At 62.0% G+C, this 21,577-nt stretch carries 17 protein-coding genes; 9 read left to right on the top strand and 8 right to left on the bottom strand.

The genetic code is table 11. From position 1 onward, the window contains the following. Positions 1-55 precede the first annotated feature (55 nt). Positions 56-1,192, top strand: coding sequence for a glycerate kinase (locus IFT47_RS08705; protein WP_192172352.1), 1,137 nt, complete (start codon positions 56-58; stop codon positions 1,190-1,192). A 25-nt stretch (positions 1,193-1,217) separates the two neighbouring features. Here IFT47_RS08705 and IFT47_RS08700 read toward each other — a convergent pair whose 3' ends face one another. Beyond that, positions 1,218-2,747, bottom strand: coding sequence for an MFS transporter (locus IFT47_RS08700; protein WP_192172353.1), 1,530 nt, complete (start codon positions 2,745-2,747; stop codon positions 1,218-1,220). Between the two features lie 141 nt (positions 2,748-2,888). Between IFT47_RS08700 and IFT47_RS08695 the strand changes: the two genes are divergently transcribed. Then, on the top strand, positions 2,889-3,764 hold the full coding sequence (locus IFT47_RS08695; protein ID WP_192172354.1) for a LysR family transcriptional regulator: 876 nt from the start codon (positions 2,889-2,891) through the stop codon (positions 3,762-3,764). 897 nt (positions 3,765-4,661) lie between these two features. On the opposite strand, the gene IFT47_RS08690 is transcribed toward IFT47_RS08695, so the two are convergent. Then, positions 4,662-6,113 carry a mannose-1-phosphate guanylyltransferase/mannose-6-phosphate isomerase gene (locus tag IFT47_RS08690; protein WP_192172355.1) on the bottom strand — a complete coding sequence of 484 codons (1,452 nt, stop codon included), beginning with the start codon at positions 6,111-6,113 and terminating at the stop codon, positions 4,662-4,664. A 454-nt stretch (positions 6,114-6,567) separates the two neighbouring features. On the opposite strand from IFT47_RS08690, the gene yegS reads away from it, so the two are divergent. Then, positions 6,568-7,476 carry a lipid kinase YegS gene (gene yegS / locus IFT47_RS08685; protein ID WP_192172356.1) on the top strand — a complete coding sequence of 303 codons (909 nt, stop codon included), beginning with the start codon at positions 6,568-6,570 and terminating at the stop codon, positions 7,474-7,476. A gap of 49 nt (positions 7,477-7,525) precedes the next feature. On the opposite strand, the gene IFT47_RS08680 is transcribed toward yegS, so the two are convergent. From IFT47_RS08680 to IFT47_RS08670, 3 genes are all read right to left on the bottom strand, one after another. After that, on the bottom strand, positions 7,526-8,188 hold the full coding sequence (locus IFT47_RS08680; protein WP_342345368.1) for a response regulator transcription factor: 663 nt from the start codon (positions 8,186-8,188) through the stop codon (positions 7,526-7,528). After that, a complete protein-coding gene (locus tag IFT47_RS08675; protein WP_244655910.1) occupies positions 8,185-9,036 on the bottom strand; it encodes a sensor histidine kinase in 852 nt (283 codons plus the stop codon). The genes IFT47_RS08680 and IFT47_RS08675 overlap by 4 nt, the downstream gene beginning before the upstream one ends. 343 nt (positions 9,037-9,379) lie before the next feature. Continuing rightward, on the bottom strand, positions 9,380-9,883 hold the full coding sequence (locus tag IFT47_RS08670) for a hypothetical protein (RefSeq protein ID WP_192172358.1): 504 nt from the start codon (positions 9,881-9,883) through the stop codon (positions 9,380-9,382). A gap of 553 nt (positions 9,884-10,436) precedes the next feature. Between IFT47_RS08670 and IFT47_RS08665 the strand changes: the two genes are divergently transcribed. Together IFT47_RS08665 and IFT47_RS08660 are read left to right on the top strand one after the other, a co-directional pair. Then, a complete protein-coding gene (locus tag IFT47_RS08665) occupies positions 10,437-11,363 on the top strand; it encodes a chemotaxis protein CheV (RefSeq protein WP_192172359.1) in 927 nt (308 codons plus the stop codon). A gap of 117 nt (positions 11,364-11,480) precedes the next feature. Then, complete coding sequence (locus IFT47_RS08660) at positions 11,481-12,287, top strand: MOSC domain-containing protein (RefSeq protein WP_192172360.1); 807 nt, start codon at positions 11,481-11,483, stop codon at positions 12,285-12,287. 168 nt (positions 12,288-12,455) lie between these two features. On the opposite strand, the gene IFT47_RS08655 is transcribed toward IFT47_RS08660, so the two are convergent. After that, complete coding sequence (locus IFT47_RS08655; protein ID WP_192172361.1) at positions 12,456-14,384, bottom strand: transglycosylase SLT domain-containing protein; 1,929 nt, start codon at positions 14,382-14,384, stop codon at positions 12,456-12,458. A 214-nt stretch (positions 14,385-14,598) separates the two neighbouring features. On the opposite strand from IFT47_RS08655, the gene IFT47_RS08650 reads away from it, so the two are divergent. Next, a complete protein-coding gene (locus IFT47_RS08650; RefSeq protein ID WP_192172362.1) occupies positions 14,599-16,509 on the top strand; it encodes an ATP-binding cassette domain-containing protein in 1,911 nt (636 codons plus the stop codon). 66 nt (positions 16,510-16,575) lie between these two features. Here the strand turns inward: IFT47_RS08650 and IFT47_RS08645 are convergent, their stop codons facing one another. Further along, on the bottom strand, positions 16,576-17,022 hold the full coding sequence (locus IFT47_RS08645) for a universal stress protein (RefSeq protein ID WP_192172363.1): 447 nt from the start codon (positions 17,020-17,022) through the stop codon (positions 16,576-16,578). A 110-nt stretch (positions 17,023-17,132) separates the two neighbouring features. On the opposite strand from IFT47_RS08645, the gene IFT47_RS08640 reads away from it, so the two are divergent. Then, positions 17,133-17,570, top strand: coding sequence for a hypothetical protein (locus IFT47_RS08640; protein ID WP_192172364.1), 438 nt, complete (start codon positions 17,133-17,135; stop codon positions 17,568-17,570). 115 nt (positions 17,571-17,685) lie between these two features. On the opposite strand, the gene IFT47_RS08635 is transcribed toward IFT47_RS08640, so the two are convergent. Beyond that, positions 17,686-17,841 (bottom strand): hypothetical protein, encoded by a 156-nt coding sequence (locus IFT47_RS08635; RefSeq protein ID WP_192172365.1) that lies wholly within the window; start codon positions 17,839-17,841, stop codon positions 17,686-17,688. A 301-nt stretch (positions 17,842-18,142) separates the two neighbouring features. On the opposite strand from IFT47_RS08635, the gene fadB reads away from it, so the two are divergent. Together fadB and fadA are read left to right on the top strand one after the other, a co-directional pair. Continuing rightward, on the top strand, positions 18,143-20,290 hold the full coding sequence (gene fadB, locus IFT47_RS08630; protein ID WP_192172366.1) for a fatty acid oxidation complex subunit alpha FadB: 2,148 nt from the start codon (positions 18,143-18,145) through the stop codon (positions 20,288-20,290). A gap of 23 nt (positions 20,291-20,313) precedes the next feature. Then, complete coding sequence (gene fadA / locus IFT47_RS08625) at positions 20,314-21,489, top strand: acetyl-CoA C-acyltransferase FadA (RefSeq protein WP_192172367.1); 1,176 nt, start codon at positions 20,314-20,316, stop codon at positions 21,487-21,489. The last annotated feature ends 88 nt before the right edge of the window (positions 21,490-21,577 follow it).

Here is a 21,577-nt window from a genome sequence, read left to right as displayed (position 1 = left end):
AGGCGGTAAAGTCGCGTCAGGGTGCGAAGATCGGCCATCAGACAAGGAGAACAACATGAAAATCGTCATCGCCCCGGACTCGTTCAAAGACAGCGTCAGCGCCCAAAGTGTCGCCCACGCCATCGCTGCCGGGCTCATCGACGTCTGGCCTGACGCCGAACTGGTCGAGTGCCCGATGGCCGATGGCGGGGAGGGCACCATCGAAGCGGTCTTGGCGGCGTGCGACGGTGAGTGGATGAGCAATCAGGTCAGCGGACCGCTTGCGCAGCCCGTGCAGGCGCAGTGGGGCTGGCTGGCGGACACGCGCACGGCGATCATCGAAATGGCCATGGCCAGCGGTCTGCAACTGTTAAGCCTGGACCAGCGCGACGCGACCATCACCAGCACGTTTGGCACTGGCGAACTGATCAAGGCCGCGCTGGATGCCGGCGCCGAGCGGGTAATCCTGGCCATCGGCGGCAGCGCGACCAATGATGCCGGCACCGGCATGCTGTCGGCGCTGGGTGCGCGCTTCCTCGACCGGGACGACCAGCCCCTCGCTCCCGGTGGCCTGGCCCTGGCACAACTCGCGCGTATCGACCTGACCGGGCTCGACCCGCGCCTGAGCAGTGTGCAGTTCGAGGTCGCTGCCGACGTCAACAATCCCCTGTGCGGGGTGCAAGGCGCGTCGCACATCTTCGGCCCGCAGAAGGGCGCCTCCCCTGAGCAGGTGCTGGCGCTGGACGCAGCGCTGGGGCATTTCGCCAAGCACTCGGCTCAGACACTGGGTCGGGACGAGAGCGAACATCCGGGAAGCGGCGCAGCAGGCGGCATGGGCTTCGCGGCCAAGGCCTATTTGAACGCGTCGTTCCGCCCCGGTGTGGAAGTGGTGGCCGACCTGACCGGCTTGGCCGCCGCATTGGCGGGCGCCGACCTGGTGATCACCGGAGAAGGCCGTTTTGACGCCCAGACCCTGCGCGGCAAAACCCCCTTCGGCGTCGCCCGGATGGCTCAGCGCAAAAATGTGCCGGTGATCGTGCTGGCCGGGACACTGGGGGAGGGCTACGCCGACCTGTATGCCCACGGCGTCAGCGCCGCCTTCGCCGTGACCAGCGGGCCGATGACGCTGGAGTTCGCCTGCGCCAACGCGGCGACCTTGCTCCATGACCGCGCGCGGGATATCGCCCGGGTGTGGGCCCTCGCAGCCCGTTAACGCTTCGCCTGAGCGGTCGCCTCGATCAGGCGGTTTTCAGGTGCATCAGCGGAATGGGTCTGCGCATCAAGGTGCCCACCAGCACCGCGGCCAACAGGGCGATCAGGCCCGCAACCCACAACACCGAGCCGAAGCCCGAGACAAAGGCGTCCCGGGCCAGCGGCTGAATCATTCCCCGCGCGCTTGCATCGACGGTTTGCAGCGCCGCGTTCATGTCCCCGGCCACCACCCGTGAGGCGATGTGCTCGGCCTGATCGAGGAGTTGGGGCGAGGCGGTCGCCAGTGTGTCCTTCAGCGATCCGAGCGTGTGACTGGCGAGCAGCGCGCCATAGACGCCGATCGCCAGCATGATCGAGCTGAACCGCATGGTCGTGCTCATTCCCGACGCCATGCCGGTGCGTTCGCGGGGCACGCAGGCCATGATGTTTTTTTGCGTGTCACCGTTGAGCAAGCCTGCGCCCGCCCCAGTCACGGCCATCGCCGCGGCGAATGCCGGGTAGCCGCCAATCCCGGTGGCCCAGGCGCACAGCAGGTTGCCGACGCCCACAAGGGTCAGGCCCAGCGCCATCATGGCGGCCGGCGACAGGTGCCGTGACAGCGTCGGCCCGAAGCGCGGCAACAGCAGCATGGTGAACGCGAACGGCAGCATCCCCAGCCCCGAATCAATGGCGCTGAAGCCTAGGCCGTTCTGCAGGTAAAACGGCAGCAACGTCATCATCACCTGGGCGCAGCCGGCGTAGGCGAACATGCCGAGCAGGGCGCCGATGAAGCGCGGGTAGTTGAAAAGCTGCAAATCGACCATCGGCCGACGCTGCAGGCGCTCGGCGATGACGAACAGCACGAGCAGCACCGCCCCCGCTGCCAAGCGCATGGACGTGAGAGGGTGGTCCCAGCCGATTCGGTTGGCTTCGATCAGGCCCCAGATCAGGCTCAGCAGGCTGGCGCTGAAAAACAGACTGCCCCAGGGATCGAGACGCGCCGACTGCTCGTTGCGTGACTCTTGAATGTTACGCATGACCATCACCAGCAGCCCAATACCCACCGGCAGGTTGAGGTAGAAAATCCAGCGCCAGCCGATCAGCTCGGCAATCAACCCGCCGATTGTAGGGGCGGCGGTCATGGCCACACCCATGCACGCGCCCCAGAACGCCCAGGCCTTGGCGCGCTCGGCTTCGTCGTGGAAAAAGTGGCCGATGGTCGCCAGAGCAGAGGTGAGCAGCAGCGCCGCGCCCACGCCCTTGATCGCCCGGGCAATGTCGAGGAACAGAATGTCCGGCGCCGCGCCACAACCCAGCGATGCCAGGATGAACAGCACCAGCCCTGTGATCAGCATGCGCTTGCGGCCAAAGCGATCGGCCAGGCTGCCCGCTGGCAGCAACAGCGCGGCGAAGGCCAGCATGTAGGCGCTGACCACCCATTCGATGTCAGCAAAACCTGCGCCCAGATCACGCGCGATGCTCGGCAGGGTGACCGCGACAATGTTGGTGTCGAGCACAATCAACGCGCACACGCCGGAGGCCGTGAGCAGGGTCATGCGGGGGCTGGGTCGAGACATGTATGGGGGCTCCGGACGCTGTTAGGTGCTGACTAACGCAGGTCGATATGAAAGGGTTCGTCACCTGAACAGAGTAAGGGGATATGCCCTATGCTCTGTTACCCGCTCCCCGCTTTTTCATTACCTCTCAGGTAACGCTCCATGGAAATCCGTCATTTTCGCTACTTTCTGGCCGTTGCCCGCCATCGGCATTTCACGCGCGCCGCCGAGCAACTGGGCATCGCGCCGCCCACGCTCACACGGCAGATTCAGGACCTGGAGAACGCGCTGGGCACCCGACTGTTTTTGCGGGAACAGCGGGAGGTGAGGCTGACGGAAGCGGGGCGCGCGCTGCAGATCGAGGCCGAACTGGCGGTGCGTCAGTTTGAAACCGCGCAGTACAACGTCCAGCGCGCCGGCCGTGGCGAGGCCGGCAGGATCGAGTTGGGCTACGTCGCCTCAGCGGTGTTTTCCGGGGTACTGCAGCGCCACGTCAGCCAGTTTCGTGAGCGCTACGCCGACGTCGAATTCAGCATCAACGAGCACCTGATGCCGACGCTGCCGCGGCTCATAGAGGAGGGGCGGCTGGACGTGGGTTTCATCCGCTCTCCCATGCAGTTGCCCGATTCCGTAAGCGCGGTGCAGTTGCTGACGGAGGGGTTTGCCCTCGCGCTGCAGGACAGTTCGTGGCTGTGCAAGCTGAAGGTTATCCATGGGGTGAACCTGCAGAACGAGACGTTCATCCTGCCTGAGCAGATTTCCGGCACCCTGGAGGTGGCGGCCCACGGCGGTTTCGCGCCGACCCTGGGTCCGCAGCCGGGCGGGCTGGTGTCGGTGATTGCGCTGGTGAGTCTTGGTCAGGGCGTGGCGGTGGTGCCGGAGTCGGTGGTGGATCACATTCGTCTGCCGAATGTGGTGTATCGGCGGATTGAGGATTGCCAGCCGAGCTCGTCGTTGTCGCTGATCCACCGACGCCACGAAAAGGCCCCGGCGGTGATCAGGTTTGTTGAGTACGTCAAAGGCGCGCGCGCGCCTTAGACTCAATCTCGCCCGATTGCGTGGTGCTGCTTAGAGAAGATCAAGGGCGTCTGCCTGGGGGCAGACTGTTTCGCCTTCGGCGAGTTACTTGGAAAAGCACCCCAAGTAACCAAGGGTGCTTGCTCCTGGTTAGGCCCTTCGTTCCTCAGGGTTCCTTCACTCCGGTCTCGCTCCGTGGGCCCGCCGCCATCCGCCATCCATGGCGGGGGGCGGCTCTCGCGGCATCCATGCCGCTCGGCCCACGGAGAGAGACCTGCGTTCAGCCTGCACCCAAGTCGCGATGGGCGGTGACTGAGCTTCTTGTGTATGAAGATCAAGATCAAAGGCTTCCCGGCTGAAGCCGGTCCTACGGTCGAGGTCGCCGCCGCTGTTTCTGATCGTTCCCACGCTCCGCGTGGTAACGCCCCTCCGGACGCTCCGCGTCCCTTAGACGACGCCCATTCGGGCCTGGGGAAATGACGCGGAGCGTCACGGGATGCATTCCCACGCGGAGCGTGGGAACGATCAAACGGCGGGTACTCGTAGGACCGGCTTTAGCCGGGAAGCTCTTGATCTGCTTCTGATCTGCTCTTGCTCTTCATACGCAAAAAGCTCAAACACCGCAGAACGCGACTTTGGTGCAGGCCGAACGCAGACGACGCGCAGTGGGCCGAGCGGCATGGATGCCGCGAGAGCGCCGCTAGGACATGGATGTCCGTTCGGCGCGGGCCCACGGAGCGTCGTCGGAGTGAGGGAACCCGACGAAGTCGGGCCAAACCGAGAGCAAGCACCCTTGGTTACTTGGGGTGCTTTTCCAAGTAACTCGGCGAAGCCGAAACGGTCTGCCCCCAGGCAGACGCTCTTGATTTTGACCTTCGTACGCAACCCCGCGGGTCTAGCGGTGGACCTGCGAAACGCCTAAATCTTGGCTGCTTCAGGCACCCGCCCATACACATCGGTAAACCGAACGATATCGTCTTCCCCCAGATACTCCCCGCTCTGCACCTCGATCATCACCAGATCAATCACCCCCGGATTGACCAACCGATGAGTGTGCCCGGGTTTGATGAAGGTAGACTCATTGGTGTCGAGCATGAACTCCTTCTCCCCATTGGTAACCCGCGCCATGCCGCTGACCACAATCCAGTGCTCGCTGCGGTGATGATGCATCTGCAACGACAACGACGCCTGCGGCTTGACCACAATGCGCTTGATCTTGAAACGCTTGCCTTCCTCCAGCACCGTGTAAGTCCCCCACGGCCGGGTCACGGTGTTGTGCAGCAAGTACGCCGGATGCCCCTGACGCTTGAGCGCCTGCGCGATAACCTTGACCTCCTGACTGCGATCGGCGTCGGCAATCAGCAACGCATCCGGCGTGTCGATGATGATCAGGTTGTCCAGACCCACCGCACCCACCAGCCGCTTCTTCGAGTCGATGTAGCAGTTGGTCACGTCGTGCAGCACCACCTCGCCGTTGCATCGATTGCCATGTTCATCGGCCGGACTCAGCTCGCGAATGGCCTGCCACGAACCGATGTCGCTCCAGCCCATCTCGCACGGCACCACCGCCACCTTCTGCGAATGCTCCATCAATGCGTAATCGATGGAAATGTCCGGCGCCAGGGCGAAGGTCGTGCTGTCCAGCTCGATCTGCAACTCGTTGCGGCCTTCCTTGCTGTTGCACTGCGCCAGGCAATGGCGCACGGCGGTCAGCACGTCGGGCGCGTGAACTTCCAGCTCGGCCAGCAGCACATCGACGCGCATGCAGAACATCCCGGCGTTCCACAAATGCAGACCGCCCGCGAGATAGTCCTGGGCGGTCACGGCATCGGGTTTCTCGACGAAGCGCGCGACCTGATAGGCCTCGCTGCTGAGGGCCTGGCCTTTCTCGATGTAGCCAAAACCGGTTTCGGCGCGGGAGGGGATCAGACCGAACGTCACCAGCCAGCCCTCGTCGGCCAGTTTGCGTGCGCTCTGCACGGCGGCCTCGAACGCGGCAACGTCAGTGATCAACTGGTCCGCCGGCAGAATCAACAGCTGCGCGTCGTCGCCATAGCGCTCCTGAACGTGCAGCGCCGCGGCGGCGATGGCCGGCGCGGTGTTGCGGCCGAACGGCTCGAGCAGAAACTCGAGCGCCAACTGGTGCGTGTTCAGCAGCCGGTAGTCATCGACGGTGCGGAAATACACTTCCCGATTAGTGACGGTGAGGACGCTTTCGACGCCGTCCAGCTGGCTGGCGCGATTGAAGGTCTTCTGCAGCAGGCTTTCGCCGTCCGGCAGGCGCATGAAGGGTTTGGGCATCGCCTCCCGTGAAACAGGCCACAGCCGGGTGCCGGCGCCGCCAGCGATAATGCAGGGAATCAGTTGCATGGGGTTTCTCGCCTCTTCGATCCATGAATCAATGACTGGGGCTGCACTCCCGATCATTCCGAGAAAAGTCAATTTAATGACTTTATCGTAGTATTCGGGCGAATTAGCCAATTATTTGTCGATTAGGCGCTTTCCGCCCGCGCATTTCAAGGGGCTGTAACGCGGAATTAACGCCTCTCGTCCCCTATTTACGGGGCGTAAACCCCGGCAACTCGGCGTTGCCCGTAGGTGAACCCAGAGCGGTGGCAAGGCCGGCGCGCGTAAGTCCCTGCCATTCAAGGCTTTTTGCCATCACTGAGCGGGCTGACATCCAACTTCAGCCGTGTCCGGGTGAATGCCAAAGCGTGTCTTGTCGAGGACGCCGGGTTAAAAGATTTTTCATCCACCGGGCTTTTTTTGCAGCACGCGCGGTCAACACATCACGCATCAACTCGAACACGCAAAAGGAAGGGACATGGCAGCGCGCAGGGCATTACTGATTCTTCACGGCAAGCAGGCGCTCAATGAGGATGTCCGCGAGGCGGTGGCGCGCAAGCGCAAACACGGCTGGGAACTGGACGTGCGCGTGACCTGGGAAGCGGGCGATGCCCAGCGCCTGGTACGTGAGGGTCTGGAGGCCGGTCATCGGCAGATCATCGCCGGTGGCGGCGATGGCACATTGCGCGACGTGGCGGAGGCGCTGGCGCTGTCTGAAGTCGACGCCAGTCTGGTGATCATGCCTCTGGGCACGGCCAATGATTTCGCCCGTTCGGCGGGTGTGCCGCTGGAACCCGACCAGGCCCTCGACCTGCTGGATGTCCCGGCGCGTGCGGTTGATATGGGTGCGGTGGGCGGTCAGATGTTCCTCAACATGGCCACCGGCGGCTTTGGCAGCCAGGTCACCGCCAACACCTCCGAAGACCTGAAAAAGATCCTCGGTGGTGCGGCGTATCTGTTCACCGGCCTTACGCGTTTCAGCGAGTTGAAAGCGGCTTATGGCGAATTTACCGGCCCGGACTTTCACTGGAAGGGCGAGATGCTGGCGCTGGGGATCGGCAACGGTCGTCAGGCGGGCGGCGGCCATCCGTTGTGCCCGGAAGCCCTCGCCGATGACGGCCTGCTGGACATCAGCATTCTGCCAGCGCCCCAGGAGGTGGTAAGCACGCTGAAGAGCCTGCTCGAAGGCGGTCTGGGCCTCGACAACATGTTCGTCCGCGCGCGGCTGCCGTGGGTCGAGCTCAAGTCGGCGCAGGGGCTGAACATCAATCTCGACGGCGAACCGCTGAGCGGCGAAGCAACCCGTTTCGAGGCACGAGCAGGCGCGTTGCGTGTGCACCTGCCGTCGCATTCGCCGTTGCTGGGGCAGACGCGGCAACTCGCCTGAGCATCAACAACCGCCAGATGAGCCGCGACCGCACGCTCATCTGACGCCATCAGTCATCCAGGCTGATGATTCGCTCCCTCACACAGAACAGCACCAGTCCGGGCACGTCGTAGATGTGCAGCCGTTTCATGATCTGCGCGCGATGGGTTTCCACTGTCTTGACGCTCAGGCCGAGGCCGCCGGCGATCTCGCGGGTTGAGGTGCCCCTTACCACCAGCCGCAGGATTTCCAGCTGGCGGGCGGTGAGGTTATGACCTTCCGCAGGTTCGACGGGCGTCATCTGGCTGTTGACCAATGCCTGGCTGATCACCGTGTGAGCGATGGCCGGGCTCAGGTAGCGTTCTCCGTCACGCAGGGCGTTCAGCGCGTGTTCGATCTCGCTGGCGGTTGCATCTTTGAGGAGGTAACCGTGGGCGCCGCACGCCAGCGCACGCATGATCAGGCACGGCTCGGTGTGCATCGACAGAATCAGCACCTTGCTGTCCGGCAGCGTCTGACGCAGGCGTTGCAAGGCGTCCAGCCCGTCGCTGTCGCCCATGGAGATGTCGAGCAGAATGATGTCGGGTTCCAGCTGCAGGCTCATTTCCAGCAATTGATGGCCATTGCTGGCCTCGCCGATAACAGCGTAACCCGGGATGTCCGACACCAGCGCGCGGACACCGGCGCGGATCAGCGCGTGATCATCCACCAGCAGTACGTTGCAGACACTCACGGCTTGCTGCCTTCAGCGCGTCCGCGGACACGCGGCGCCCACGGAAATAACGCCTGAATACAAGTGCCTTGCCCGGGCTCGCTGGCGACGTTCAATTCACCGCCCAACAGGCTCGCGCGCTCGGCCATGCCCGCCATACCGCGCTGCCCCTGACCGGCGGGGCTCAGCGCAGGAGCGAATCCCTGACCATCATCACGAATGTTCAGCCACAACCCTTCCGGTCGGCGCTGCAGTTGCACGCGCAGGTTTTGCGCCTGGGCGTGGCGCAGCATATTGGTCACGGCTTCCTGGGTAATACGGAATGCCGCCACCGCGATCTCTTCGGGAATACCGTCCAGGCGCTGCTGGCATTCCAGGCTCCACTGCACGGAAGTGGCTGACAGCGTGCGCAGCAAATGCGCGCGCAGGCTGGCTTCCAGTCCCAGGCTGGTGAGCTGTCGGGGGTTGAGAATGGCGGACAGGTCGCGAACCTTCGCCAGGGTTTCATCAAGGGTGTTGATGAGCATCGTGCACTGCGCGTGCAGCTCCTGCGGGGCGCGGCGCTGCAGCCAGTCGCTCTGCATCTTTGCTGCCGTGAGCATCTGGCCGATGTCGTCGTGCAGCTCGCGGCTCAGGCGATGACGTTCGGTTTCCTGAACCTGCAGCATGTGATCGGCGAGTTCCTTGGGCTGGAACTGAATGGTCCGGTTTGGGCGGGTCATGCTGTAACAGAGGCCTGCAAATGCCAGCCCGTTGACGATGGCCAGCTCCAGCGGCAGGGTGCCGCTCGCCAGGTACGCGATCACATTGCAGCCCGTCGTCGCCAGGCACAGCAGGCCTGCCCAGCGAACGGTGCTGCCGGGGTTCATTCGCAGAAAGCCAGGGAATTTGCTGCTGCCATGCATAGCGGATGAAGCCATCGATAATGGATGTCTACACCTGACGGATCTGCCAGGCCATTTGAAAGGGCATTGCTAAAAACACAATGCTGTACTTCCTCTGTATGGGTACAGCGTGTTCGAACGACTCGTCGAATGGACAGAAAAAGTGCTGGTTGAAGCGCTCTTTCGAGCGCGCCGATAGTACCTTAATTGTCGGCGTTATTAAGGGCTGAGGTTGAAACCCGACTCACACCAACAACAGAGCCGGTTGTCCGTTCAGTCAGCTTTCAAGTCCGTAAGGCGAGTGCGTGTTCAGGAAATCAGCAGCCATTCATCGCGTTTCACTGTGATCGGCGTGCCTGGCGGCGAGCACGTCGCGCTGCCCGGGATTGACCGACCAGCCCGGATTGGCGGCGACGTTATTGTCCGGCTTGCCCACCCCGCACTGGCAGGCGAATGCGTTCAGCAAACCGCGCTGCTCACTGTCGTCCAGCGCCAGCGATCCGGTGTGGGGGTCGATGAGTTCAAGCTGCCAGGCCATCAGCTCAAAGCAGCGTTTGAGCGTGGGCAATGCCTCTGGCTGCAAATGGCCGGCCGCGCTGGCGAAGTAAAGGAGATAACGCAACTGCCGTGCGAAACCGCAGACCGTTTCCACGCGATGGGTGTCTGCCTTGCCGGCAAGGTGGTGCAATGTGGTGAGCAGACATTCCATCGCGTCACCATCATCGCTGATCAATTCCAGATGGCTGAGGCATTCATCGGCGCGGCACATGAGTGTCTGGGTATCGCTGAGAAACTCTGCGTGCAACTGCTGCCATTCATTGCCGTTCAGCATGTGCAATCTCCACTCTTCACAAATGGCGACGTCAGGTCGCGTGGGGCGAGTGGCCCAAAGTTAATGTTGAAGGCACTGGAAAGTCTGTAGGGCGTTTCTGATTGTTGCGAATGGTCGGGCAGGGTGGCGTGATCAGCATGAACGCGTGAAACGATCATCTGCACACAGGCCTCAAGAGAAGGGTCCTTCGCAAGGGTTCCGGCGAGTAGTGGGGAAACTTCCGCGAGCGCAACCGCATGCCTGACTCCATTCATTTACGAGAAGGGCGTCACAGTAATGGCTATTGGAAAAGCCGAATATCAGGTTCGCCCCGATTGCCCTTAGGGGTTACCCCTACTCGCGGTGGCAGGTTGCACTGAGTGGTCATCGGGCCGCGCATCTGAAAGCCGCGCCGTTCGCCGGTCTGCCAGCGCTCGGGTCTGTCGATGGGGTTGCAGTGATGTTATTGTGATATCAAAGGCGCGACGCGCGTTTCTATCCCGATTAAGGTCTGTCATGGGGCTGCCGATACAGGGTAGGCGGACTTACTTGAACCCTGCTCCAGGAGCAACAGATGGCTGGCATTCTCGACACAGTAGACCAACGTACACAGCTGGTAGGTGAGAACCGCCTGGAAATCCTTATGTTCCGCCTGGCCGGCCGACAGTTGTTCGCGATCAACGTATTCAAGGTGCAGGAAGTCCTGCAACTGCCCAAGCTGACACTGATGCCCCAGCGTCATCCGTTCGTGTGCGGCGTGGTCAACCTGCGCGGGCAGACCCTGCCGGTCATTGACCTGTCCCAGGCCATTGGCATGCGTCCGCTGGTGCCGGGGCCTTCGAGCACAATCATCGTCACCGAATACAACCGCTCGGTTCAGGCATTCCTGGTGGGCGGCGTCGACCGTATCGTCAACATGAACTGGGAGGCGATTCTGCCGCCACCGACCAGCGCCGGGCGTCAGCATTACCTGACCGCCATCAGCAAGGTCGATGACCAGTTGGTGGAGATCATCGACGTGGAGAAAGTCCTCGCCGAGATCGTGCCGTACAGTGCCAAGGTCTCCCGCGACAAGCTGGAAGATCCGGTCCTCGCCCGGGCCATTGGCCGCGAAGTGCTGTTGGTGGACGATTCCAATGTGGCGCTCTCGCAGTTGCGTGACACCCTGGGTCAGCTCGGCGTGAAGATGCACGTTGCCCGCGACGGGTTGAAAGCCCTGAACATGCTCAAGGGCTGGGCAGACACCGGCGAAGTCATGACCGACAAGCTGTTGATGGTCTTCACCGACGCCGAAATGCCGGAAATGGACGGCTACCGCCTGACCACGGAAATCCGTAACGACCCACGCTTGCGCGGCCTCTATGTCGTGCTGCACACCTCGCTGTCCGGGAGCTTCAACGAGTCCATGGTCAAGAAGGTTGGCTGCGATAACTTCCTCTCCAAATTCCAGCCGGACAAGCTGGTCGACGTGGTCCGCGAGCGGCTCATGCTCGACAACTGATCCGTTCCTGTTTCAAGCCCCTTGCTGTATGGAGGGGCTTTTTTGCATCTGTACCGCTTGGTTTTCCGGCGTCTCGTATAGAGTGGTGGCTTTCCGCTCTGGCAAAAGGACGCGTACATGTTTCACCTCAGCGCACTGTATCGGTACCCCCTCAAATCCTGCATGGCCGAGACGTTGCAGCAGGCCCGTTTCGATGAGTTGGGCATGAGTGGCGATCGTCGCTGGATGCTGGTGGACGAAGCCAGTGGGCGCTTTTACAGCCAGCGCGCGCTGCCGCAGATGTCGCAGCTCTCGGTGCTGTGGAAGGGCGATGGGGTGACGCTGTCGGCGCCGGGCCTGGGCAGTCTGGATGTGCCGGTGCCGGTCGATGAAGAAGCCAATCTGCGCGGTATCACGATCTGGCGCGACACTTTTCGGGTGCCGGACGCGGGCGAGGACGCGGCGCGTTGGGTCAGCGCCTTGGTGGGCAAGCCGACGCGGCTGGTGCACGTGCCGAAAGAGCGCGCTCGCTGGCTGCCTTCAGGCTACGGGACGGTGGAAGACAGGGTCGGGTTCGCTGACGGTTTTCCGCTGTTGCTGATCGGGCAGTCTTCACTGGACGATTTGTCGCAGAAGGTGGGTCGCCCGCTGGAAATGTTGCGCTTTCGTCCGAATCTGGTGGTGTCCGGCGCGGAACCGTTCGCCGAGGATGGCTGGAAGCGGATTCGAATCGGCGGCGTTGAACTGCGGGTGCTAAAGCCGTGCTCGCGGTGCATCCTGACGACGATCGACCCTGCTACCGGTGAGCGCAGCGCGGATCGCGAACCGATGACCACACTGAAGACCTATCGCGAGCGAGAAGGGGAGATCTGGTTTGGCCAGAACCTGGTGAGTGATGGCCCAGGGCTGGTCGAGGTCGGGATGGAGGTTGAGGTGCTCGAGTGATTGAGCGCTTGCCCTTACGCTTTCCCGGCTAAAGCCGGTCCTACAAAATGCACTCGATTCGCACTGTAGGACCGGCTTTAGCCGGGAAGAGGCCAGGCGTCACACCGCGAATCTCCGCCGTGCAGCCGAGGTCTTCCCGGCTAAAGCCGGTCCTACGACCGCAGAGCCTCACAAATCATCAAAGAACCGTTCATGCCAGTCCACCAGCGGCTGCGGGGAATTGAGCTTCTGGCCGTAGATCACCGCATACGACAGCACGTTCTGCACATACTGGCGGGTCTCGTCGAACGGAATGCTCTCGACCCAGACGTCGAAGGCCAGGTGATTGGCGCCCCTCAACCACTGACGTACACGTCCCGGACCTGCGTTGTACGCCGCCGAAGCCAGTACCCGGTTGCCGTTGAACTGCGCATGGACCTGACTCAAATAAGCGGCGCCGAGCTGGATGTTCTTGTCCGGATCGAGCACCTGGGCCGGCGAGGCCAGGGGAATGCTGAATTTGCGCGCGGTCTCTTTGGCGGTCGCAGGCATCAGTTGCATCAGGCCTGCGGCACCGACGCCAGAGCGGGCGTCATCCATGAACGCGCTTTCCTGACGGGTGATCGCAAACACCCAGCTTGAATGCAGCCCGCGAACCTGCGCTTCACGCACCAGGGTGTCGCGGTGGGCCATCGGGAAGCGAATATCTAGATCGTCCCAGTACTGCGCCTGACTGATGGTGCGAATGGCCGGGAAATACCAGTGCATGTCGTACGCCAGTTTGGCCTGGGCGACCATTTCGTCCCGGCTGAAACGCCGGGTGACGTGGTACCACTCGCGACGGCCGTCGACGATCTGCCCGCGATCATAGAACTCCAGCGCGCGGCGCACGCCCGGTGTGTTGCGCACCTTGGTCATGAGCGCCTGGCTCATCACCAGCGGCTTGTTGTTGAGCATGTACGGCGTCTGGGTGCGGTCGGCGGCAAGGAAGCCGTAGAAATCACGCTCCTTCGCGACCGCCTTGTACAGCCCCGGAAGCAACGGGCTGTTGGGCTGAGCAAGCTCGAGAGAGCGGGCCTGCCAGTAACGCCAGCGGTTCGTGGTCGCGAGGTCTTGGGGCAGGCGACGGGTCAGCTCGTACGCATCGCTCCAGCGACCGAGCCGCAGCAACAGGCGCAGGCGCCATTCGGTGACGGTGTTGTCGCGCAGGTCCGGGTCGTACTTGGTCATGACCTCAAGGGCGCGGCCGTCATAACTGCGAGCCAGGGTCAGGCCGATTTCCTTGGCGATCTGCACCTGTTCCTCGTGGGAGAAATGCAGCACCGGCGCGTAGCTGTCGAGCAGCTCCATGGCCCGCTGCGGGTCCTGCTTGGCCAGGCGACGCAGCCCCAGCCCGACCACATCGGACATCGCCTCGTCGGCTGGCATGAACTGGCCCTGGTTGTTGACCATTTCCGGCTTCTGCGCGACGGCGATCAGCAAACGGCCCTGGGGCGCGAGGGTGGTCATGCTGTTGACCAGTTGATTGGCCAGCGCGTAGTTGCGCACCTGCGCGGCGAGCTTGGCGCGCTGCCAGCGTTTCTGCTCGGTCAACTGCCCCTCGACCGCCCACTGGGTGAAGAACGTATCGCAGGCTGCCGGCAGCGTCTTGCCGGTCATCCAGGTCTTCTCGGCGTTGGCATAGCCTTCCGAGCGCTGGTTGTGGCTGAGCTGATACGAGCCATACAAACAGTCGAGCTCGACGAAATTCAGCTTGGGGTCGTAATACTTGACGAAGGGCTGCCAGTCACCGCGCGAAGCCAGCAGCCGCAGCCAGCGCAGCTTCATGTAGTTGGCTTGCGGCAGGTCGCCATGCTCGGCGAAGAACTTCTCGATTTCCTCGTTGCTCGCGCTGTTCAGGCGGGCGGTGAGTTCGTCGTAGGCCAGGTAGGGTTCGAGGGGGTAATCCGCCAACGCAGCGGCGTACGTACGATAAGGGCCGCCGTCGCCCTTGGCCAAAGCCCGTTTGGCTTCATCGTAATATTGGCGTTGGGTGGTGAGATCGACCGCTTGGACGGACTGGGCAGCGGTGGCCGACAGAAGCAGGCAGGACAAAAGGCTGAAGAAACGACTGCGCATGAGACTTCCGTGCAGATGCATCGTGAAAAGTGCGGCTAGCTTAGCCTGTTGCCCGCGCGGGTTGAAGCGCTGCCTCGTCCGTCGTGATAGATGGAAACAAACCCCGGCCTGCAATCGGCCGACCACCGGGTCCGGACGACGTCCTGTCATCGATTAGCCGCCCATCTGCCGGGTTATCTCAGGTAGAATGCGCGCCCGGTTTTTGGAGAAGCTCATGACCCTGCTCAAATTCAGCGATGTGTCCCTTGCGTTCGGCGCCATGCCGTTGTTGGACAAGGTGTCCTGGCAGATCGCCCGTGGTGAGCGGGTCTGCATCATTGGCCGCAACGGCACCGGCAAGTCCAGCATGTTGAAGCTCGTCAAGGGCATTCAGATGCCCGACGACGGCAATGTCTGGCGCGCGCCGGGCCTCAAGATCGGCGAGCTGCCCCAGGAGTTGCCGGTCGCTGACGGCCGTACCGTATTTGACGTGGTTGCCGAAGGCCTCGATGGCGTCGGCGAGTTGCTCGCCCAGTATCACCACCTCAGCCAGAACATCGTCACCGCCGAAGACCTCGACAAGCTGATGCACGTGCAGTCGGACCTCGAAGCCCGTGACGGCTGGCGCCTGCAGCAGTTGGTGGACAGCACCCTCAGCCGTCTGCAACTGCCGGCCGACAAGACCCTCGCCGAACTGTCCGGCGGCTGGCGTCGTCGCGTGTTGCTGGCCCAGGCGCTGGTCTCCGAGCCTGATCTGCTCATGCTCGACGAACCGACCAACCACCTCGACATCGGCGCCATCGCCTGGCTTGAAGAAGCACTGAGGGAATTCCAGGGCGCGGTGTTGTTCATCACCCACGACCGGTCCTTCCTGCAAAACCTTGCCACGCGCATTCTTGAACTCGACCGTGGCGGCCTGATCGACTGGGACGGCGACTACGCCAGCTTCCTGGTGCACAAGGAAGCCATGCTCGCGGCGGAAGAAACCGCCAACGCGCTGTTCGACAAGCGTCTGGCCCAGGAAGAAGTATGGATTCGTCAGGGCATCAAGGCCCGTCGTACCCGTAACGAAGGCCGCGTACGCGCCCTGAAGGCATTGCGCGTTGAACGCAGCGACCGTCGCGAACGCACCGGCAAGGCCAACATCCAGCTCGACACGGCAGACAAATCCGGCAAGCAGGTGATGGTGCTCGACAACGTCAGCTTCGCTCACCCGGGCGGCCCGATGCTGATCAAGGACTTCTCTATGGTCCTGCAGCGCGAAGACCGCATCGGTCTGCTCGGCGCCAACGGTACCGGCAAGACGACGCTGCTCAAGCTGATGCTCGACAACCTCCAGCCCACCAGCGGCAAAGTGGAAGTCGGCACCCGTCTGGATGTCGCCTACTTCGACCAGTTGCGTCACCAGCTCGATCTGGAAAAAACCGTGATCGACAACGTGGCCGAAGGCCGCGACTTCATCGACATCGACGGCCAGAGCCGCCATGTCCTCAGCTACCTGGGCGATTTCCTGTTCAGCCCGCAGCGGGCGCGGACGCCGGTCAAGGCGTTGTCCGGCGGTGAGCGCGCGCGTCTGCTGCTCGCCAAACTGTTCAGCAAACCGGCCAACCTGCTGGTCCTCGACGAACCGACCAACGATCTGGACGTCGAGACCCTCGAGCTGCTTGAAGAAGTGCTGTTGACCTTCAAGGGCACCGTGCTGATGGTCAGCCACGACCGGGCATTCCTCGATAACGTCGTCACCAGCACCCTGGTGTTCGAAGGCGAGGGCAAGGTCCGCGAATTCGTCGGTGGCTATCAGGACTGGATTCGCCAGGGCGGCTCGCCGCGTCTGCTGGGCGTCACCGACAGCAAGTCCGGCAAGTCCGAGCTGGCCACTGCCGTGGTTCAGGCAGCACCGGTCGCGGCGGCCGAAATGCCGGTCGCCAAAAAGAAGCTCAGCTATAAACTGCAACGCGAGCTGGAAGCCCTGCCTGCGCAAATTGACGCTGTAGAAGCGCAAATGGCTGCGCTCAGTGCCGAGATGGCCGAGGCCGGTTTCTATCAGCGTCCTGCGGAGCAAACCACAGCCGTGATGGCGCAGCTGGAAAGCCTGCAAGGCGAACTGGACGGACTCCTTGAGCGTTGGGCCGAGCTGGACGAGTGATCGCTAAGCTGTAGCAATAAAAAAGCCCGGCCCTTTTTCAAGGACCGGGCTTTTGCATTGGCGCGCTTATTTCTCCGGGCGCTTGATCAGGCGCACTGCCAGCACGTCACACGGCGCACCGTGCAGCACGTCGTTGGCAGTAGAACCGAGCAGCAGGGACAGGCCATGACGGCCGTGGCTGCCGACAACGATCAGATCAACGTGGTGTTCCTTCGCCAGGTTGTGGATTTCCTGACGCGGCTGGCCGTAGGTCAAATGGCTGTCGCCGGTCTTTACGTCGGGGTATTTGCGTTTCAGCGCTTCCAGCTTTTCCTTGGCCTGATCGAACTGCTGTTGCTGCAGCTGCGACAGGTCCATCGGGACATCGCCACCGAACGCCATGGCCATAGGTTCGACGATGTGCACCAGCGAAAGCTTGGAGTGGCCGGCCAACGCCAGCGCCATGGCTTTTTTGATAACCGGATCGCACTCTTCAGTGAGGTCCACGGCTACCAGGATATGTTCATAGGACATGGGGTGTTCCTTCTGAGGTTTGCGATGGTTTTGATTATGGCTCTTTTCACGCGCCTCTGGCACGCCGATGTGGTTCGCCAGCAGCTAGCCGCCGCGGGGGGCGTACAAATATGACGGTGTGGATCATCCTGTCAATCATTGCGGTGGTTTTAAGTCCGCTGGTCTGGCTGCGCCCCTCGCGCTCGCAGAGCGGCAGAATGGCCATGCGCATGCAGGCGCGGCGCATGGGGTTGGCCATGCAGCTGATTCCCCAGGAGTGGCCGCATTGGTTGCCGACCGAGCCGCCGAGCCCGTGCCCGCAGTATCACCGGCCACGTGCCGCGCGGGCGCCCGATGTCTGGGTGTACTGGCAGATGGAGCCGGGCGTGTGGGTCAACCAGTGGCGCGAGCCGTGTGAAGATCCGCGCCTGCTCGAGCCGTTCAAGACGCTGCCGGCGGACGTCTACAAAGTGGAGGCGGGCAAGCAGCTAATTGCCCTGTATTGGGCCGAGCGCGGCGAGCCCGAAGTATTGCAGCACATTGCAGCGGTGCTGAAGGCCTTGGCGTAAGCCGTCCCGATGCCCGAATCGCGGGCATTAAAAAGCCCGATAACAACATCGGGCCGGGGTTGGCCAGGCAGGCCGTAATTCTTGTGCAGTGCGGTGCAATGCCGCTCGCCGGGTCTCACATCACTTGCTGACGACCCTCAAATGACCCGTCTTGATGCGCAGTGCGCTGAATGTAGACCTTAATGGTGCGTTTGTCTGCTGCCTCACCGTTTATTTCATGCTGCGTTCCGAGCCACTGCCCGCCGCCACGCCCCATCTTCTTCAGTTTCATGCCCCCGCGATCATGCGCCTGAATAGCCTTCTATCAGGCGCACGTTTTACCTGCGATTTGCCGGTTTTGCCCGCTGTCTGCTGAATTGACAATTGCTGGAATATGGCAGAAGGTAGCCGCACCCAAATCAAACGGGCGTATGAATTGAGCGTTTGCCGTAGGAATGCTCTCACAGACGCTCGAATCGCGTCGACGGGGTGACTGGCGTTTGGTGTTTCGCCTCGACGGCAACGTCGAGCATAGCGCCGGATCTCAGCGTCTGATGCGTATTGTTCAGCTTCCATATCGTGGAGATCAGTTGATGATTTACGAAGGTAAAGCCATCACGGTTAAGGCTCTTGAAAGTGGCATCGTCGAACTGCGGTTCGACCTCAAGGGTGAGTCCGTCAACAAGTTCAACCGCCTCACCCTCAACGACCTGAGTCAGGCCATCGAAGCCATCAAGGCCGACAGCTCGATCAAGGGCGTCATCGTCACCAGCGGCAAGGACGTCTTCATCGTCGGCGCCGACATCACCGAATTCGTCGATAACTTCAAGCTGCCGGACGCTGAACTCGTCGCCGGCAACCTCGAAGCCAACAAAATCTTCAGCGCTTTCGAAGACCTCAACGTACCGACCCTTGCTGCCATCAACGGCATCGCCCTGGGCGGCGGTCTGGAAATGTGCCTGGCCGCTGACTTCCGCGTCATGTCCGCTACCGCCAAGGTCGGCCTGCCTGAAGTCAAACTCGGTATCTATCCGGGCTTCGGCGGCACAGTCCGTCTGCCACGCCTGATCGGTGTAGACAACGCGGTCGAGTGGATCGCGTCCGGCAAAGACAACAGCGCTGAAGACGCACTGAAAGTGGGCGCCGTCGATGCTGTCGTGGCTCCCGGCAAACTGCAGGAAGCTGCACTGGACCTGATCAAGCGCGCCATCTCCGGCGAGTTCGACTTCAAGGCCAAGCGTCAGCCGAAGCTGGACAAACTCAAGCTCAACGCCATCGAGCAGATGATGGCCTTCGAAACCGCCAAGGGTTTCGTGGCAGGCCAGGCCGGCCCGAACTACCCGGCGCCGGTCGAAGCGATCAAGACCATCCAGAAAGCCGCCAATTTCGGTCGCGACAAAGCGCTGGAAGTGGAAGCGGCCGGTTTCGTGAAGATGGCCAAGACCTCGGCCGCTGCGAGCCTCATCGGTCTGTTCCTGAACGATCAGGAGCTGAAAAAGAAAGCCAAGGTCTACGACGAAGTCGCCAAGGACGTGAAGCAGGCCGCTGTATTGGGCGCCGGCATCATGGGGGGCGGCATCGCCTATCAGTCGGCTGTCAAAGGCACGCCGATCCTGATGAAGGACATCCGTGAAGAAGCCATCGCGCTGGGCCTGGGCGAAGCATCGAAGCTGCTGGGCAAGCGCGTCGAAAAAGGCCGCCTGACCACCGCGAAGATGGCCGAAGCGCTCAACGCGATTCGTCCTACGTTGTCCTACGGCGATTTCGGCACCGTCGACCTCGTCGTCGAAGCCGTGGTCGAGAACCCGAAGGTCAAACAAGCCGTACTGGCCGAAGTGGAAGGGCAGGTGGGTGAAAACACCATTCTCGCTTCCAACACCTCGACGATCTCCATCAGCTTGCTCGCCAAGGCCCTCAAGCGCCCGGAAAACTTCGTCGGCATGCACTTCTTCAACCCGGTGCACATGATGCCCCTGGTTGAAGTCATCCGTGGCGAGAAGTCCAGCGAAGTCGCCGTGGCGACCACCGTGGCTTACGCCAAGAAGATGGGCAAGAACCCGATCGTGGTCAACGACTGCCCGGGCTTCCTGGTCAACCGCATCCTGTTCCCGTACTTCGGCGGCTTCGCCAAGCTGGTCAGCGCCGGTGTGGATTTCGTGCGCATCGACAAGGTCATGGAAAAATTCGGCTGGCCAATGGGCCCGGCGTACCTGATGGACGTGGTCGGCATCGACACCGGGCACCACGGTCGCGACGTCATGGCCGAAGGCTTCCCGGACCGCATGAAGGACGATCGCCGCACGGCCGTTGACGCCTTGTACGACGCCAATCGCCTCGGCCAGAAGAACGGCAAGGGCTTCTACGTCTACGAGACCGACAAGCAGGGCAAACCGAAGAAAGTGGTCGACGCTTCCGTGCTGGAAGTGCTCAAGCCGGTGATCTACGAGCAGCGTGAAGTCAGCGACGAAGACATCATCAACTGGATGATGATCCCGCTGTGCCTCGAAACCGTGCGTTGCCTGGAAGACGGCATTGTCGACACGGCTGCCGAGGCCGACATGGGCCTTATCTACGGCATCGGCTTCCCTCCGTTCCGCGGTGGCGCGCTGCGCTACATCGACTCGATCGGTGTCGCTGAATTCGTGGCCCTGGCTGACCAATACGCTGATCTGGGCGCTCTGTACCACCCCACTGCGAAGCTGCGTGAAATGGCCAAGACCGGCCAACGCTTCTTCGGCTAAGTGCCCAACGAACAGGTGAAGATATGAGCTTGAATCCGAGAGACGTCGTGATTGTCGACTTCGGTCGCACACCGATGGGCCGCTCCAAGGGTGGCATGCACCGCAATACCCGCGCCGAAGACATGTCGGCGCACCTGATCAGCAAATTGCTGGAACGCAACCACAAGGTTGACCCGGCCGAAGTCGAGGACGTGATCTGGGGCTGCGTCAACCAGACCCTGGAGCAGGGCTGGAACATCGCGCGCATGGCGTCGCTGATGACCCAGATTCCGCACACCTCCGCCGCGCAGACGGTCAGCCGCCTGTGTGGTTCGTCCATGAGCGCGTTGCACACGGCGGCTCAGGCGATCATGAGCAACAACGGTGACGTCTTCGTCATCGGCGGTGTCGAGCACATGGGCCACGTTGGCATGATGCACGGTGTCGACCCGAACCCGCACATGTCGCTGTACGCCGCCAAAGCCTCCGGCATGATGGGCCTGACCGCCGAAATGCTGGGCAAGATGCACGGCATCACCCGCGAGGCGCAGGATGCGTTCGGTGTGCGCTCCCACAGGCTCGCTCAGAAGGCCACGCTGGAAGGGAAGTTCAAGGACGAAATCATCCCGATGCAGGGCTACGACGAGAACGGTTTCCTGAAGATGTTCGACTTCGACGAGACCATTCGTCCGGAGACGACGCTGGAAAGCCTGGCTGTCCTCAAGCCTGCGTTCAACCCGAAAGGCGGTACGGTCACGGCCGGCACCTCGTCGCAGATCACTGACGGTGCTTCGTGCATGATCGTCATGTCCGGCCAGCGCGCCATGGACCTCGGCATCCAGCCCCTGGCGGTGATCCGCTCCATGGCCGTGGCCGGTGTCGACCCCGCAATCATGGGTTACGGACCGGTTCCGGCGACCCAGAAAGCGCTTAAGCGTGCAGGGCTGAGCATCGCCGATATCGACTACTTCGAGCTCAACGAAGCTTTCGCTGCACAGGCCCTGCCGGTGCTGAAAGATTTGAAAGTGCTCGACAAGATGGACGAGAAGGTTAACCTGCACGGCGGCGCCATCGCCTTGGGTCACCCGTTCGGTTGCTCGGGGGCGCGGATTTCCGGCACCTTGCTCAACGTGATGAAGCAGAATGGCGGCACCCTGGGTGTTGCCACCATGTGCATCGGTCTGGGTCAGGGCATTACCACCGTATTCGAACGCGTCTAAACGGTGTGAGTGTGCAAGCCGGGGCCTGGTGCCCCGGCTTTTGTTTTTTCCGAAAATGTATTTTCGCCACTTTTTTTCCTGTCACACC

It is taken from the genome of Pseudomonas sp. CFBP 13711 (assembly GCF_014842265.1).
Classification (GTDB): domain Bacteria; phylum Pseudomonadota; class Gammaproteobacteria; order Pseudomonadales; family Pseudomonadaceae; genus Aquipseudomonas.
This window is presented reverse-complemented; position numbering and strand designations above follow the sequence as displayed.

Excerpts from the sequence above, each read along its gene's own strand:
- IFT47_RS08695 (WP_192172354.1), top strand. The coding sequence starts at position 2,889 with ATGGAAATCCGTCATTTTCGCTACTTTCTGGCCGTTGCCCGCCATCGG.
- IFT47_RS08640 (WP_192172364.1), top strand. The coding sequence starts at position 17,133 with ATGACGGTGTGGATCATCCTGTCAATCATTGCGGTGGTTTTAAGTCCG.
- IFT47_RS08650 (WP_192172362.1), top strand. The coding sequence starts at position 14,599 with ATGACCCTGCTCAAATTCAGCGATGTGTCCCTTGCGTTCGGCGCCATG.
- IFT47_RS08690 (WP_192172355.1), bottom strand. The coding sequence starts at position 6,113 with ATGCAACTGATTCCCTGCATTATCGCTGGCGGCGCCGGCACCCGGCTG.
- IFT47_RS08705 (WP_192172352.1), top strand. The coding sequence starts at position 56 with ATGAAAATCGTCATCGCCCCGGACTCGTTCAAAGACAGCGTCAGCGCC.
- IFT47_RS08635 (WP_192172365.1), bottom strand. The coding sequence starts at position 17,841 with ATGAAACTGAAGAAGATGGGGCGTGGCGGCGGGCAGTGGCTCGGAACG.
- fadB (WP_192172366.1), top strand. The coding sequence starts at position 18,143 with ATGATTTACGAAGGTAAAGCCATCACGGTTAAGGCTCTTGAAAGTGGC.
- IFT47_RS08660 (WP_192172360.1), top strand. The coding sequence starts at position 11,481 with ATGTTTCACCTCAGCGCACTGTATCGGTACCCCCTCAAATCCTGCATG.
- IFT47_RS08700 (WP_192172353.1), bottom strand. The coding sequence starts at position 2,747 with ATGTCTCGACCCAGCCCCCGCATGACCCTGCTCACGGCCTCCGGCGTG.
- IFT47_RS08665 (WP_192172359.1), top strand. The coding sequence starts at position 10,437 with ATGGCTGGCATTCTCGACACAGTAGACCAACGTACACAGCTGGTAGGT.
- fadA (WP_192172367.1), top strand. The coding sequence starts at position 20,314 with ATGAGCTTGAATCCGAGAGACGTCGTGATTGTCGACTTCGGTCGCACA.
- IFT47_RS08675 (WP_244655910.1), bottom strand. The coding sequence starts at position 9,036 with ATGAACCCCGGCAGCACCGTTCGCTGGGCAGGCCTGCTGTGCCTGGCG.
- yegS (WP_192172356.1), top strand. The coding sequence starts at position 6,568 with ATGGCAGCGCGCAGGGCATTACTGATTCTTCACGGCAAGCAGGCGCTC.
- IFT47_RS08670 (WP_192172358.1), bottom strand. The coding sequence starts at position 9,883 with ATGCTGAACGGCAATGAATGGCAGCAGTTGCACGCAGAGTTTCTCAGC.
- IFT47_RS08655 (WP_192172361.1), bottom strand. The coding sequence starts at position 14,384 with ATGCGCAGTCGTTTCTTCAGCCTTTTGTCCTGCCTGCTTCTGTCGGCC.
- IFT47_RS08645 (WP_192172363.1), bottom strand. The coding sequence starts at position 17,022 with ATGTCCTATGAACATATCCTGGTAGCCGTGGACCTCACTGAAGAGTGC.